Raw genomic sequence first — 15,069 nt, 5'->3', positions numbered from 1 at the left:
TCTTACTTAATCCCTTCCGTACTTTCCTGTTTTGCTTCCAGTCGCTCCACATCACGGTACCAGCGCGGATGGTGTTTCTGCGCCCAGCGGCGGCTCACCTTCCCTTCAATCATCCCTTTGATTGACCCTTTCACCCAGAACGCCATATACATATGGATCAGGATGGCATGAATCAGGATGATGGCCGACGTCGCGTGGATAAGCAGCGCGTAACGCACCACCTGAATCGGGAAATAATGCGCAAAATACGGACGCCAGATCATCACGCCGGTCACCAGCAGCACAAAAATCATGCTCATGATGGTCCAGAACATCATCTTCTGCCCGGCGTTGTATTTCCCGACCTTCGCGACTTTGTGCTCGTTACCCTTCAGGACTTCGACAATCCCTTTCACCCACGGTATATCCTGCTTGTCAGGAATATTGTGATGGACGAAGCGCACGAACATAAACATCAGCACCACGAAAATCAGCACGCCGAAGAACGGGTGCAGAATGCGCCCCATCTGCGGCGTACCGAAGGTTTCGGTCAGCCACTGCAGCGTCGGGAAGAAGAACGAAATTCCCGATACCGCCACCAGGAAGAAGCAGATCACCACCGTCCAGTGACAGGCGCGATCGACAAATTTGGTGCGCACTATCATTTTCGACTTACTCATGATGCTCCTCCTCGTCGTCATCCACCTCTTTGTTTGGCCCGATACCAATGTAGTGATAGATCAGCCCGGCAAAGGTGGCGATAAAGCCGGCCGCTGAGAGCGGTTTAAGCGCCCCTTTCCACAGGTTGATGGAGGTATCGATCGCCGGATCCTTCGGCAGGTTGTGGTACAGCTCCGGCTGGTCGCTATGGTGCAGCACATACATCACGTGCGTACCGCCCACGCCCTGCGGGTTGTAAATGCCCGCTTTGTTGTAGCCCCGCGCTTTGAGCTTATCGACGCGCTGCTGCGCCACCTCCAGCATCTCTTTTTTGGTGCCGAAGTGGATCGCCCCGGTGGGACATGTCTTCACGCAGGCTGGTTCCTGACCGACGCTGACGCGGTCCACGCACAGGGTACATTTGTATACCCGGTTATCCTCTTTATTGAGGCGCGGAATATTAAACGGACAGCCCGCGATGCAGTAGCCGCAGCCGATGCAGTTGTCCTGCTGGAAATCAACGATCCCGTTGGCATACTGGATAATTGCCCCGGCAGACGGGCACGCCTTCAGACAGCCCGGATCTTCACAGTGCATGCAGCCGTCTTTGCGGATCAGCCACTCCAGCTTGCCGTTCTGGTCGGTTTCGCTAAAACGCATCACCGTCCAGGATTTGGCGCTCAGATCCGCCGGATTATCGTAAACCCCTACGCAGTGCCCCACCTCGTCGCGGATGTCGTTCCACTCCGAGCAGGCCACCTGGCAGGCCTTACAGCCCACGCAGGAGGAGACGTCGATAAGCTTGGCGACTTCTGCCTTGTAGTCCCGCGCGCGAGGCGCGGGGGTAATCGGGTTCGTCGCGGAGCGTTTAATAATGTCTTGTGTTTCCATCGCCATTTAATCGCTCCTTACGCTTTCTCGATGTTGACCAGAAACGCTTTGTACTCCGGCGTTTGCGAGTTGGAATCGCCAACGTTCGGCGTCAGGGTATTAGCGATGTAGCCTTTCTGCGCCACCCCTTCAAAGCCCCAGTGCAGCGGGATGCCGACGGTTTCCACCTGCTGGCCGTGCACGTTCAGCGACTGCAGGCGGCGGGTGACCACCGCCACCGCGCGGATAAAGCCGCGCTTGCTGCTCACCTTCACGCGATCGCCGTTGGCAATGCCTTTCGCCTTCGCCAGCGTTTCGCTTATCTCCACAAACTGTTCCGGCTGCGCGATGGCGTTAAGCCGCGCGTGCTTGGTCCAGGTATGGAAATGTTCGGTCAGGCGGTAGGTTGTCCCCACGTACGGGAATTTGTCCTTTTTGCCCAGACGCAGCGCGTCGTCTTCGTAGATACGCACCACTGGGCTGGAGACCACGTTCGGGTGCAGCGGGTTTGTCCCCAGCGGCGTTTCCATCGGCTCGTAGTGCTCCGGGAACGGCCCTTCCGCCAGCTTGTTGAGTGCAAACAGGCGTCCCAGCCCTTCCGGCTGCATGATAAACGGCCCGGTGTTGCTGCCCGGTGCGGCGGTGCTGTAGTCCGGGATATCGTTCCCCGTCCATTTCGCCCCGTTCCACTGGATCAGCATGCGCTTCGGATCCCACGGCTTGCCGTTGATGTCCGCCGACGCGCGGTTGTACAGCACGCGACGGTTCAGCGGCCACGCCCATGCCCAGCCCAGGGTATTGCCCAGACCTGACGGATCGGCGTTATCGCGGTTGGCCATCTGGTTACCCTGCTCAGTCCAGCTGCCGGTGTAGATCCAGCAGGACGAGGCCGTGGTGCCGTCGTCGCGCAGCTGCGCGAAGCTGTTCAGCAGCTGACCTTTCTTCGCCACCAGATTGCCGCTCGCGTCATACAGATCCGCCAGCGCTACGCCGTTGTTCTCTTTCGCGACCTCTTCGGATTCAGGACGATCCGGCTGCTTGTAGCGCCAGCTCATCTTCAGCAGCGGCTCCGCGCCTTTGCCGCCTTCGGTGCGGTACATTTCGCGCAGGCGGTGATAAATCCCGGCCAGGATCTCGCCGTCGTTGCGCGCTTCACCCGGTGCATCCTGACCTTTCCAGTGCCACTGCAGCCAGCGGCCGGAGTTGGCAATGGAGCCATCCTCTTCCGCAAAACAGGTGGACGGCAGGCGGAACACTTCGGTCTGAATCGAGGCCGGATCGACATCGTTTGATTCCCCGTGGTTCTGCCAGAAGGTGGAGGTCTCGGTCACCAGCGGATCGATAACGACCATGTACTTCAGCTTGCTCAGGCTGCGAACGACTTTGTTCTTGTCCGGGAAGGAGGCCACCGGGTTGAAGCCCTGGCAGATATACCCCGTGACGTTGCCCTTATCCATCATGTTGAAATACTTGATGACGTCATAAGCCTGATCCCACTTCGGCAGCCACTCAAAGCCCCAGTCGTTCTCTTTCTGCGCCGCATCGCCGTAGAAGGATTTCATCAGGCTGACGTAGAACTTCGGATAGTTACTCCAGTAGTTCACCTGGTCCGGCAGCGTTGCTTTTGGCGTGTTCTCCGCCAGATAGCTTTGCAGATCCGTCTGCTTTTCAGATGGCAGCGTCAGGTAGCCCGGCAGGCTGGTCGAGAGCAGTCCGAGGTCGGTCAGCCCCTGAATGTTGGAGTGACCCCGCAGCGCGTTCACGCCGCCCCCGGCCATGCCCATGTTGCCGAGCAGCAGCTGGATCATCGCCATGGTGCGGATGTTCTGCGCGCCGACGGTGTGCTGCGTCCAGCCCAGCGCGTACAGGAACGTGGTGGTTCTGTCGGCAGCGCTGGTGGAGGCCAGCACCTCACACACCTTCAGGAAGTCCGCTTTCGGCGTGCCGCAGACGTTTTCCACGACGTCCGGCGTATAGCGGGAAACATGCTGTTTCAGCAGGTTCCACACGCAGCGCGGATGCGTCAGGGTTTCATCCCGCATCGCATAGCCGTTTTCATCGAACTGATAGTTCCAGGATGTTTTATCGTACTGCCGTTTTTCGGCGTCATAGCCGCTAAACAGTCCGTCATCGAAGGCAAAATCTTCCCGCACCAGCAGGTTGGCGTTGGTGTAGTGCTTAACGTATTCCGCGTTAATTTTGTTGTTTTCGATCAGGTACAGCAGCACACCGGACAGGAACGTGATGTCCGTACCGGAGCGGATTGGCGCATAGATATCGGCCACCGATGCCGTACGCGTAAAGCGCGGATCGACGACGATAAGCGTCGCATCATTGTTGTTTTTCGCTTCCATCGCCCAGCGGAACCCCACCGGATGGGCTTCAGCGGCGTTACCACCCATCACCACCACGACGTTCGCGTTTTTGATATCAACCCAGTGGTTGGTCATCGCACCGCGACCAAATGTTGGAGCAAGACTTGCTACCGTTGGTCCGTGTCAGACGCGCGCCTGGTTGTCTACCGCCAGCATGCCGAGAGAGCGCACAAATTTTTGCGTCAGCATACCGGTTTCATTACTGGCCGCAGAGGCACATAACATGCCGGTGGTCAGCCAGCGGTTGACCGTCACGCCCTGCGCGTTCTTTTCAATAAAGTTGGCGTCGCGGTCGGCTTTCATTAATTTTGCAATACGGGAGAAGGCCTCATCCCAGGAGATACGCTGCCATTTATCAGAACCCGGCGCGCGATATTCCGGGTAGCGCAGGCGGTTTTCGCTGTGAACGTAGTCCAGCAGCCCCGCCCCTTTCGGGCAAAGCGCCCCGCGGCTCACCGGATGATCCGGATCCCCTTCAATGTGGTAAATCGCTTCTCTGGCGTTCTTCGCGCCATCGCCCAGGCTATACATTAAAAGCCCACAACCCACGGAGCAGTATGTGCAGGTGTTACGGATCTCTTTCGCGCGCAGCAGCTTATAGTTGCGTGCCTGAGCCAGCGCCATTTTGGGAGCAAATCCCAGCATTGCGGCTGTTGTTCCGGCCATACCGCCCGCGCAGATTTTAAAAAATTGTCTGCGGCTGACGTCCATTGTTGTCCTCGTTATCTGAAAAGACTTCGCGCCGCAAACTAACAGCAAAGCCCCTGATTTTTTTGCGTCAAATCAAGGTCATCTGTCTTCCCCCCCTTAATAGTCACCCCCGCAATATTTCATTACCCCTTTTTGATTAACGGCTTAAGAGAATAATTCACGACAGCGACAGTCGTAATGCGATACATTTTTCCTTTGATTTTTATTGCGATGGCGAAGTAATGGACAGAAAGAGAGCAACGCTTATTGGGCTGGCGGCGATATTGTTATGGAGCACCATGGTCGGCCTTATTCGCAGCGTGAGTGAGGGACTGGGCCCGGTAGGCGGTGCAGCAATGATCTACACCCTCAGCGGATTGCTGTGCCTGGTGACGGTAGGATTTCCTGATATCAGACGGTTCTCGCCGCGGTATCTTATTGCGGGCAGCGTTTTATTTGTCAGCTACGAAATATGCCTGGCGCTGTCGCTGGGCTATGCCGCCACGCGCGCGCAGGCGATTGAAGTCGGTATGGTGAATTACCTCTGGCCGAGCCTGACGATCGTATTTGCGATTTTGTTCAACGGGCAAAAATCGACCCTGTGGGTGATCCCAGGCCTGGTCATTTCGCTGCTGGGCGTCTGCTGGGTATTGGGTGGCGAAGAGGGATTACACCTTGAAGAAATAACCCGCAATGTCGTTTCCAGCCCTCTCAGCTATGCGCTGGCGTTTGCCGGGGCCTTTATCTGGGCCGCCTACTGCACGGTCACCAGCAAATTTGCGAAAGGACAAAACGGCATCACCCTGTTTGTCTTGCTGACCGCGCTAAGTCTGTGGGTGAAATATGCCCTGAGCGATCAGCCCGACATGGTGTTTACCCTCCCGGTGGTGGTGAAGCTCGTTATGTGCGGCATTGCGCTTGGGTTTGGTTACGCCGCATGGAATATTGGTATCCTGCACGGTAACGTCACGGTGCTGGCTGCCGTGTCCTATTTTACCCCCGTCCTCTCTGCTGCGCTTGCTGCCGCAGTGTTAAGTTCCCCCCTTTCATTCTCGTTCTGGCAAGGCGCGCTGATGGTCTGCGCCGGGTCGTTGCTCTGCTGGTACGCAACGCGAAAATAAGGTTTTCTCCTGTGGCCGGGGGAATTTCAACCCGGCAACATAATTAACATAAATTTAAAATGTGATCGCACTTCAGAATATTTATCCTGATAACAGACAGTCTGTTTAAATTCGGTTTATATTTGCTGTTATCTGTAAAGCACCCTGAAAGGAATTGACATAAACTGACAACGGCATGAAATTAGTTAACCATCAATATTAACGCGATGGATAGCCATGACTGCAATAATTCAGATCTGACACATTTGTGGAAATATGCGGAATAGCCGTCAAATATTGAGACCAACCCACTGCTTTTAAAGAAAAATAGCAACAGAACATGCCTCCAACCCTCGAATATACCGAAATCTAACGCACGATACTAAAACCTTCAGAAATTATAGCGACAGCAATAATCCCACGCATTAAATACATATTAATCGTATAAATTCCGGTCACATTGTTTAAATAACACCCTTCCTACACGATCGAGATCACACTAATTGAAATTATCTCTAATATTTTGAAACTTATTATTGAAATAAGACTACGAGATTTTTAAGAATAGCATGCCATTGACGAACAGCCTCGTTTAGAAATCGTTCAAAGTGGTTCAGGAAATACCCAAAAAAATTATAAGGAACATTTAAGATGAAACTTAAATTAGTTGCAGTGGCAGTCACTTCCATGCTGGCAGCAGGCGTTGTTAACGCTGCCGAAATTTACAACAAAGACGGTAACAAGCTGGATCTGTACGGTAAAGTGACAGGTCTGCACTATTTCTCTGATGACGCTGGCGCAGATGGCGATAAAACCTACATGCGTATCGGCTTCAAGGGTGAAACCCAGGTTAACGATCAGCTGTCCGGTTACGGCCAGTGGGAATACCAGATTCAGGGCAACAAAGACGAAGGCGACAACCAGTCCTGGACGCGTGTGGCGTTTGCAGGTCTGAAATTCGCGGAAGCAGGTTCATTCGATTACGGTCGTAACTACGGCGTGATTTACGACGTGACCTCCTGGACCGACGTGCTGCCAGAATTCGGCGGTGACACCTACGGTGCCGACAACTTCCTGCAGTCTCGTGCTAACGGCGTGGCAACCTACCGTAACCAGGACTTCTTCGGTCTGGTTGACGGCCTGAACTTTGCTCTGCAGTATCAGGGTAAAAACGGCAGCGTAAGCGGTGAAAACACCAGCGGCCGCAGCCTGCTGAACCAGAACGGTGACGGCTATGGCGCATCCCTGACTTACGATCTGGGCGAAGGCTTCAGCGTAGGTGGTGCAATGTCTTCTTCCCGTCGTACCGCTGACCAGAATGCGGCTGGCGTATACGGTGAAGGCGACCGCGCAGAAGTGTACAGCGGTGGTGTGAAATATGACGCGAACAACGTTTACCTCGCGGCGCAGTACTCTCAGACCTATAACGCAACCCGCTTCGGTACCTCTAACAACAAGCGTACCGACATCTACGGCTTTGCAAACAAGGCGCAAAACTTCGAAGTTGTGGCTCAGTATCAGTTCGACTTTGGCCTGCGTCCATCCATCGCTTACCTGCAGTCTAAAGGCAAAGACATCGAAAACTTCGGCGACCAGGATCTGGTTAAATACATCGATGTTGGCACGACCTATTATTTTAACAAAAACATGTCCACCTACGTGGATTACAAAATCAACCTGCTCGACGACAACAAGTTCACTCGCCAGGCAGGCATCGGTACCGACAACATCGTGGCGCTGGGTCTGACCTACCAGTTCTAAACTTTGTCTGTCCAAAAGCCAGCTGAACAAGCTGGCTTTTTTTTCGCCGTCCTTTACCCGACGGACGACTCCCCGCCCGCCGCCCGACGCAGCCAGGTTTGCAGCAGCTTGCCATCCTCGGTCATCTCTGAATCTGAACGCACGCAGAGGTAGTAATCGCGCCCGTCATCAATCGGTAAGTCAAAGATCTTCACCAGCTCACCGCTCTCTAGATACGGCGCAATCAGCGGCTCACGCATTAGTGCACAGCCCAGACCAGCCTGTACGCCCGCCAGCGTCAACAGTCCGTCTTCAAACAGCGGGCCGCTTCGCCGGAGAGGACGTTTTACCCCCTGCAACAAAAACCACTGCGTCCAGCTCGTACGCTCTTCATCGTGCAGGAGCGGCATTTGCAGCAACTGCTCAGGCGTATCGATATGGCCATGAATGCGTAAAAACGCGCGGCTGCACACCGGCACCATCTGACCGGAAATCAGCTTTTCACTCTGATAGCCCGCCCACTGCCCGTTACCAAAACGAATCGACATATCCGACGCGTCGCTCAGATAGTTACGGTGGTTGGCATACACCACGTTGATCTCGGTTTGGGGATTGGCGCGCATAAACGCAGGCAAACGTGGGATAAACCACCCCATACCAAAAAGCGGGATCAGGCTGATGGTGACCTGACGCGTTTGCGCCTGCTCCGCCAGATGCTCCGTCGCCTGGCGCAGCACGTTAAACGCCGCACGGATCGAGCGGTAATATTCCCGCCCGTGCTGGCTCAGCACCAGCCTGCGCCCCTGACGTTCCGTGAGCGGCATTTGCAGGTATCCTTCGAGCACCTTGAGCTGATGGCTGACGGCCGATGGAGAGATATCCAGCTCCTGTGCGGCCAGCGTGACGCTGCCCAGCCGGGCGATGGCCTCAAAGGCACGTACGGCCCGAAGCGGCGGATCGTTTGCCAGGCGGCTTTCTGCATACGCCGCCAGATTCGCCAATTGTTCTGTTTTATTCATATGTTGATTTCTTTAGGCTTTTCACCCAAAAGCAGGCATAAACTATTTTCATATAAATCATTAAGATAAAACAATATTTATTTATCATAAGAAATAATAGATGCGTATTTTACAATTTAATTCATTTATTGGATGGTAGCCGCAGAACGAGCACTTTGCGGGTACAGACGTTGGATACACTCATACAACAACTGATCAACGGTGTGATGCTGGGAAGCATCTACGCGCTGATCGCGCTGGGCTATACCATGGTGTATGGCATTTTGCGCATTATTAACTTTGCCCACGGCGATATTCTGATGGTCGGCGCGCTCACCACGCTCTCCGCCATGAACGCCCTGAACACCACCTTCCCTCATATGCCGCTGCTGTTGCAGCTTGGCATTGCCCTGATGATTGCCATGGCCGTTTGCGCCGTGCTGGCGATGGCCGTGGAACGCTTTGCCTACCGTCGACTGCGCAACGCCCCGCGGCTCGCACCGCTGATCTCGGGTATCGGCGTCTCCGTCCTGCTGCAAACCGTGGCGATGATTCTCTGGACGCGCAACCCGCTGATGTTCCCGCAGATCCTGCCTATGGATCCGATTGCCGTGACGTCTGGAAGTGAAACGCACCCGCCCGCCATCGTGACCGTTACCGGCATTGTCACCGTGGCGCTGGCGCTGGCTGTGATGACCGGGCTCTGGCTGCTGGTGGAATACACCCGTCTGGGGCGCGGCATGCGCGCCGTGGCGGAAAACCCACGCGTGGCCACGCTGATGGGGGTTAACCCAAACGCCATCATCACCCTGACGTTTGCGATTGGCGGGGCCTTTGCCGCGCTGGCAGGCGTGATGATGGCCAGCAATTACGGTAACGCCAGCTTCTCGATGGGCTTTTTGCCCGGGATCAAGGCCTTTACCGCCGCCGTGCTGGGGGGCATTGGTAACATTCGTGGCGCCATGATTGGCGGCATCCTGCTCGGCATTATCGAAGCGCTGGGCGCAGGTTACCTCGGTGAACTGACCCATGGCGTATTTGGCAGCAACTATCAGGATGTCTTTGCCTTTATGGTGCTGATCCTGGTGCTGGTCTTCCGCCCGGCTGGCCTGCTGGGCGAGCGCGTGGCGCACAGGGCGTAAGGAATACCATGACAACACTTCAACTCCAGACCCCGGCGACGACACGCAAATTCTGGTCAGGCATGAGCCTGTTCTGCCTTGCGCTGCTGATTGCTCCCGTGGTGGCCACGCAGCTTGGCGGCAACTACTGGGTGCGCGTCATCGACTTCGCCCTGCTCTACATCATGCTGGCGCTCGGGCTTAATATTGTGGTCGGCTATACCGGCCTGCTGGACATGGGCTTTATCGCCTTTTACGCGGTCGGCGCCTACCTCGCGGCACTGATGGCCTCCCCACACCTGCTGGAGGTGTTTCCGATCCTCGGCGTCTGGTTCCCGGGCGGGCTGCACACCTCGTATTTGCTCATTATTCCGCTGGCCGCCCTCGTCGCGGCAGTCTGCGGGATTTTACTCGGTGCTCCTACGCTCAAGCTGCGCGGGGACTACCTGGCGATAGTGACCCTCGGCTTTGGCGAAATTATCCGCATCCTGATGCGTAACCTCGACCGTCCGGTAAACATTACCAATGGAGCTAAGGGCATTACCGGGGTGGATACGCTGAACCTGTTCGGCCTGAAGTTCAGCGGCGTATACCACTGGTTTGGTTTCAAAGTGCCTGCCCTGTGGCTGTGGTACTACCTGCTGATGCTGGTCATTGTGGCGATTATTTTTGTCTGCCTGCGCCTGCAGCATTCCCGAATTGGTCGCGCCTGGCACGCCATCCGCGAGGATGAAGATGTGGCGCGCGCGATGGGCATCAACGTGCGTAACTATAAATTGCTCGCCTTTGCGATGGGCGCCTCCTTTGGCGGCGTGGCGGGTGCGCTTTTCGGCGCGTTTCAGGGCTTTGTCTCCCCGGAATCCTTCACGTTACAGGAATCGATTGCCGTACTGGCGATGGTGGTGCTGGGCGGCATGGGGCACATTCCGGGCGTGATCCTGGGCGCGGTACTGCTTACCGCCCTGCCGGAACTGCTTCGCAGCCAGGCAGCGCCGGTTCAGCAGGCGCTGTTCGGTACGGTGCTGATTGACCCGGAAGTGCTGCGCCAGCTGTTTTACGGTCTGGCACTGGTGCTGGTCATGCTGGTGCGCCCGTCCGGGATCTGGCCGGTACGCCACAAGGAGGCGAAGGCATGAGCCTGTTAACCGTACGCAACATGACAAAACGCTTCGGCGGGCTGACTGCTGTAGATGACGTTTCGATAACCGTGAACAGAGGCGAGATCTACGGGCTGATCGGTCCCAACGGCGCGGGAAAAACCACCTGCTTTAACCTCATCACCGGCCTTTATCCGGCGGACAGCGGCGAGTTTTCGATAGCGGATAAGCCCTATTTCCCAAAACACATAGAGAAAGTGACCGCCGCCGGGATTGCGCGCACCTTCCAGAACGTGCGCCTCTTCAACGACATGTCGGTACTGGAAAACGTGATGGTGGGCCGCCACGTGCGCACCCGTAACGGCCTGTGGGCCGCGCTGAGCCGCCACAAACGCGCCCGTGAGGAAGAGAAACAGACCCGCGAACTGGCCTGGCACTGGCTGGACTATACCGGCATTACGCAGTTCGCCCACTATCGCGCCTGCGATCTGGCCTATGGCCATCAGCGTCGCCTTGAAATCGCCCGCGCGCTGGCAACAGATCCGCTGCTGCTGGCGCTGGACGAACCCGCAGCCGGGATGAACGCGGCGGAAAAAGTGGCGCTCGGCGAGCTGCTCATCCGCATCCGTGATGACGGCAAAACCCTGCTGATGATTGAACATGACGTCAAGCTGGTGATGGGCATCTGCGACCGTCTGACGGTCCTTGATTACGGCAAAACGCTTGCCAGCGGCACGCCGGAAAACGTGCGGCGCGACCCGGCAGTGATCGCCGCCTGGCTTGGAGGCAACGCCCATGTCTGAATTACTGAAGGTAGAACGTCTGGACGTGCATTACGGCGGCATTCAGGCCGTACGCGATGTCTCCTTTACCCTGCGCGAGGGCGAACAGGCTACGCTGATCGGCGCGAACGGCGCGGGGAAAAGCTCCACCGTACGCGCCATTTCCGGGCTGGAAAGTTTTAGCGGCAGTATTGAATTCAGCGGTAAAGCGGTGCGTAAACAGAGCCCGGAGACCCTGCTTCGCGACGGACTGGTGATGGTTCCGGAGGGGCGCGGGATCTTCTCCCGCATGACGGTACTGGAAAACCTGCAGATGGGCGCCTGGCTAAGGCGTGACACTGTCACCGTCAAACGCGAAATGAACGAGATATTCGAGCGCTTCCCGCGTCTGGGCGAACGCCAGCATCAGCTTGCCGGGCTGTTGTCCGGCGGTGAGCAACAGCTGCTGGCCCTTAACCGCGCCCTGCTCAGCCGCCCACGTCTGCTGATCCTCGACGAGCCCTCGATGGGCCTTGCCCCGAAAATGGTCGAGAACATTTTTGCCGTGATCGCCGGGCTGCGTAAGCGCGGTGTCGCCCTGCTGCTTATTGAACAAAACGCCCGGCTCGCGCTGGAAGTGACCGACAGCGCGTGGGTGATGGACAGCGGCAGCATTGTTCATCATGGCGAATCGACTGCGCTGCTTAACGACGACCAGATTGCACAGATTTATTTGGGCGAAATGCCCGTTTAACCACACCAGCCAACATCAGGGAAATACAATGAAAACAGTAAAAATCAGTGCGCTCAGCGCCGCTATTCTCCTCGGCAGCTTTGCCTCGACGGCCACATGGGCCGCTGACAGCGAAACCGTGGTCATCGGTCTGGCGGGGCCGCTGACCGGCCCATCAGCCCGTATCGGGAAAGATCTGGAGAACGGCGCGCAGCTGGCCATTGACGACATTAATAAGCAGCACCCGACTATCGGCGGCAAAGCGGTCACCTTCAAACTGCAGTCCGAAGACGATCAGTCCGACCCGCGTACCGCCGTGGCCGTCGCGCAGCGTCTGGTGGACAGCGATGTGGCGGGCGTGGTCGGCCACTGGAACACCGGCACCAGCATTCCTGCGGCCCGCATTTATCACGATGCAGGCATCGCCCAGGTGGCACCAGTCGCGACCGGTCACGCCTATACGCAACAAGGTTTTGATACCAGCTTCCGCGTGATGGGACACGACGATGACGGCGGCCAGCTCGCCGGTCAGTATGCGGTCAATACCCTGAAAGCCAAACGCATTGCGGTGATCGACGACCGCACCGCATTTGGTCAGGGGCTTGCAGACCAGTTTATTAAATCGCTTGAAGCCCAGGGCGTGAAAATTGTCGATCGTCAGTACGTGGATGACAAAACGGTCGATTTCAGCGCCGTACTGACTGCCATCCGCAGTAAAAACGCCGATCTGATCTTCTTCGGCGGCGTCGACAGCCAGGCCGCACCGCTGGCCCGTCGCATCAAACAGCTGAGCATGAATGCCACGCTGATGGGCGCAGGCGGATTCGTCAGCCAGACGTTCCTGAAGCTGGCGCAGAAAGAAGGCGAAGGCGTTGTGGCGCTGGAGCCGGGTCTGCCCGTTGACCAGATGCCGGGTGGAAAGGCATTCGAACAGGCCTATCAGTCCCGCTACCACACCCATATCGAACTGCACGCCCCGTTCGCCTATGACGCCACCCGCGTGCTGGTTGCGGCAATGGAAAAAGCAGACTCCGTTGAGCCTTCCGCGTATCTGCCTGCTCTGCGCGCCATCAGCTATTCCGGCGTCACCGGGCAGATCGCGTTTGATAAAGAGGGCAACCTGAAATCGCCGTCGTTCACGGTCTACAAGGTTGTCGACGGCAAATGGCAGCCGCAGACCGTGCTGGGCGGCGCAAAAGCGAAGTAACGCAGCGAGGCAATGTGATGAGTGATAATAACGAGCTGGGCATTCTCGCCCGCCGCAAAATTGAAGCCGAAATTATTAAGCCAATTTATGAAATCCTGGTGCGCGAGATAGGGAAAGCCCGCGCCCAGGCGGTGATTGGCGAGGCCATTGAGCAGGCCGCGATTGACGCTGGCAAAGCGTTTGCCAGCAAAGAACCCAACGGCGCGAACATCAAGAGCTTTATCGCCCTGCAGTATCTGTGGGAGAAAGATAACGCCCTTGACGTGAAGGTGATCGACGCCGACGACCAGCAGTACAACTACAACGTGACCCGCTGTCGCTACGCGGAGATGTACCACGAGATGGGGCTGGGCGAGATTGGCCACCTGCTCTCCTGCGCGCGCGATGAAAAATTCATCGTTGGCTATGCGCCGGACGTTGAGCTAACCCGCACCACTACCATTATGCAGGGCGGTGCGTGCTGTGATTTCCGCTACCGCAGCAGCAAGGACAAGCCATGATCCGCGTCAACGCCGAACGGTTGTGGTCAACGCTTGAGATGATGGCGCAGATCGGCGGCACGCCTGCCGGTGGCGTCACCCGTCTGGCATTAAGCGAGGAAGATCGTGTTGCGCGTAACCTGCTGCGCGACTGGGCGCTGGACGCCGGTTTTACCTGTGACGTCGACAGCATGGGCAATATGTTTATCCGCCGCGCGGGAAAAAAACCGCAGCTTGCCCCGGTCATGACCGGTTCACACGTGGATACCCAGCCGCTGGGGGGGAACTACGACGGGGTTTACGGCGTGCTGGCCGGGCTGGAGCTGCTGCGTACCCTCAATGACCATCACGTTGAGACGGAGCGTGACATCGTGCTGGTTAACTGGACCAACGAAGAAGGCGCGCGCTTCGCGCCAGCCATGCTCGCTTCAGGGGTCTGGACGGGGCAGTTTAGCGAAGCGTACGCTCATGCCCGCGCCGATCACGATGGCATCACTGTGGGTGAAGCGCTGGATAACATTGGCTACCGGGGTGAAGCCCCTGCCCGCGCGTTTCCGGTTCACGCCTGCTACGAGCTGCACATCGAACAGGGACCGATTCTGGAAGACGAAGCCCTGGATATCGGGCTCGTCCGCGCGGCAATGGGCCAGCGCTGGTTTACCCTGACGCTGGACGGATTTGCCGCCCACGCGGGCACCACGCCAATGCACAGCCGCCGCGACGCGCTTACCGCCTTCGCGGAGCTGGCGCTGAAGGTGGAAGAGATTGGCTATCGGTATGCACCGGACGGGCGTGCGACGATCGGTATGGCGCAGGTTACGCCAAACTCGCGCAACGTCGTGCCGTCTCGCGTGGTATGCAGCGTGGAGTTTCGCCATCCGGCGCAGCAGGCTCTGGAAGCCATGGAGGCAGCGCTGCATAAGGTGGCTGAAAGCCTGAGCCTGCGCGGCGTGTCGGCTCTCGTTGAGCGCATTTTTGACTACGCGCCCATCGCGTTTGATGCCAAATGTCTGGCTCGAACGGAGAAGGCGGTGGCAAAACTGGGCTATTCGTCGAAACCGATGGTCTCGGGTGCGGGACATGACACCTGCTATGTCAGCAACATTGCCCCTGCCAGCATGATCTTTATCCCCTGCGTGAAAGGCATCAGCCATAACGAAGCGGAAAGGATCCTCCCTGAGTGGTCCGAGAAAGGGGCGAACGTGCTGTTGCACAGCGTCCTGTCCGCGGCTCAGGAGAGCTAGAACGGCGCGAAAGCA

Annotated in this window: 13 protein-coding genes; 9 read left to right on the top strand and 4 right to left on the bottom strand. The window is 57.0% G+C overall.

All coding sequences use genetic code 11. The annotated features are described in order from the left end of the window. Positions 1-2 precede the first annotated feature (2 nt). From fdnI to fdnG, 3 genes are read right to left on the bottom strand one after another with little or no spacing between them, the layout of a single operon-like run. Entirely contained in the window at positions 3-659 is a 657-nt protein-coding gene (gene fdnI, locus ACMGGE_RS04945) for a formate dehydrogenase-N subunit gamma (RefSeq protein ID WP_048223347.1), read from the bottom strand. Then, positions 652-1,536 (bottom strand): formate dehydrogenase subunit beta, encoded by an 885-nt coding sequence (fdxH, locus tag ACMGGE_RS04940; RefSeq protein WP_045908794.1) that lies wholly within the window; start codon positions 1,534-1,536, stop codon positions 652-654. Before fdxH ends, fdnI begins: the two co-directional genes overlap by 8 nt. 11 nt (positions 1,537-1,547) lie before the next feature. Continuing rightward, the gene (fdnG, locus tag ACMGGE_RS04935; RefSeq protein WP_420293438.1) at positions 1,548-4,595 is read right to left on the bottom strand and encodes a formate dehydrogenase-N subunit alpha; all 3,048 of its coding nucleotides are present in this window, start codon (positions 4,593-4,595) and stop codon (positions 1,548-1,550) included. Positions 4,596-4,816: 221 nt separating this feature from the next. On the opposite strand from fdnG, the gene yddG reads away from it, so the two are divergent. Together yddG and ACMGGE_RS04925 are read left to right on the top strand one after the other, a co-directional pair. Next, on the top strand, positions 4,817-5,695 hold the full coding sequence (gene yddG / locus ACMGGE_RS04930; protein WP_008501732.1) for an aromatic amino acid DMT transporter YddG: 879 nt from the start codon (positions 4,817-4,819) through the stop codon (positions 5,693-5,695). Positions 5,696-6,325: 630 nt separating this feature from the next. After that, the gene (locus ACMGGE_RS04925) at positions 6,326-7,435 is read left to right on the top strand and encodes a porin OmpC (RefSeq protein ID WP_032647384.1); all 1,110 of its coding nucleotides are present in this window, start codon (positions 6,326-6,328) and stop codon (positions 7,433-7,435) included. A gap of 53 nt (positions 7,436-7,488) precedes the next feature. On the opposite strand, the gene ACMGGE_RS04920 is transcribed toward ACMGGE_RS04925, so the two are convergent. Further along, complete coding sequence (locus ACMGGE_RS04920; protein ID WP_235403409.1) at positions 7,489-8,433, bottom strand: LysR substrate-binding domain-containing protein; 945 nt, start codon at positions 8,431-8,433, stop codon at positions 7,489-7,491. Positions 8,434-8,603: 170 nt separating this feature from the next. On the opposite strand from ACMGGE_RS04920, the gene ACMGGE_RS04915 reads away from it, so the two are divergent. The 7 genes from ACMGGE_RS04915 to ACMGGE_RS04885 are packed head-to-tail and all read left to right on the top strand — an operon-like array spanning position 8,604 to position 15,054. Next, a complete protein-coding gene (locus ACMGGE_RS04915) occupies positions 8,604-9,554 on the top strand; it encodes a branched-chain amino acid ABC transporter permease (RefSeq protein ID WP_420293437.1) in 951 nt (316 codons plus the stop codon). Between the two features lie 8 nt (positions 9,555-9,562). After that, positions 9,563-10,669 carry a branched-chain amino acid ABC transporter permease gene (locus ACMGGE_RS04910; RefSeq protein ID WP_167210853.1) on the top strand — a complete coding sequence of 369 codons (1,107 nt, stop codon included), beginning with the start codon at positions 9,563-9,565 and terminating at the stop codon, positions 10,667-10,669. Next, positions 10,666-11,433 carry an ABC transporter ATP-binding protein gene (locus tag ACMGGE_RS04905; RefSeq protein WP_420293436.1) on the top strand — a complete coding sequence of 256 codons (768 nt, stop codon included), beginning with the start codon at positions 10,666-10,668 and terminating at the stop codon, positions 11,431-11,433. Before ACMGGE_RS04910 ends, ACMGGE_RS04905 begins: the two co-directional genes overlap by 4 nt. Then, complete coding sequence (locus ACMGGE_RS04900; RefSeq protein ID WP_420293435.1) at positions 11,426-12,145, top strand: ABC transporter ATP-binding protein; 720 nt, start codon at positions 11,426-11,428, stop codon at positions 12,143-12,145. The genes ACMGGE_RS04905 and ACMGGE_RS04900 overlap by 8 nt, the downstream gene beginning before the upstream one ends. A gap of 28 nt (positions 12,146-12,173) precedes the next feature. After that, complete coding sequence (locus ACMGGE_RS04895) at positions 12,174-13,331, top strand: branched-chain amino acid ABC transporter substrate-binding protein (RefSeq protein ID WP_420293434.1); 1,158 nt, start codon at positions 12,174-12,176, stop codon at positions 13,329-13,331. Between the two features lie 17 nt (positions 13,332-13,348). Beyond that, complete coding sequence (locus ACMGGE_RS04890) at positions 13,349-13,831, top strand: L-2-amino-thiazoline-4-carboxylic acid hydrolase (protein WP_047071799.1); 483 nt, start codon at positions 13,349-13,351, stop codon at positions 13,829-13,831. Next, entirely contained in the window at positions 13,828-15,054 is a 1,227-nt protein-coding gene (locus ACMGGE_RS04885; protein WP_420293433.1) for a Zn-dependent hydrolase, read from the top strand. Before ACMGGE_RS04890 ends, ACMGGE_RS04885 begins: the two co-directional genes overlap by 4 nt. Positions 15,055-15,069: the final 15 nt, after the last annotated feature.

Origin of the sequence: Enterobacter sp. BNK-22 (genome assembly GCF_048684805.1) — a bacterium.
Classification (GTDB): Bacteria; Pseudomonadota; Gammaproteobacteria; order Enterobacterales; family Enterobacteriaceae; genus Enterobacter; species Enterobacter quasiroggenkampii.
This window is presented reverse-complemented; position numbering and strand designations above follow the sequence as displayed.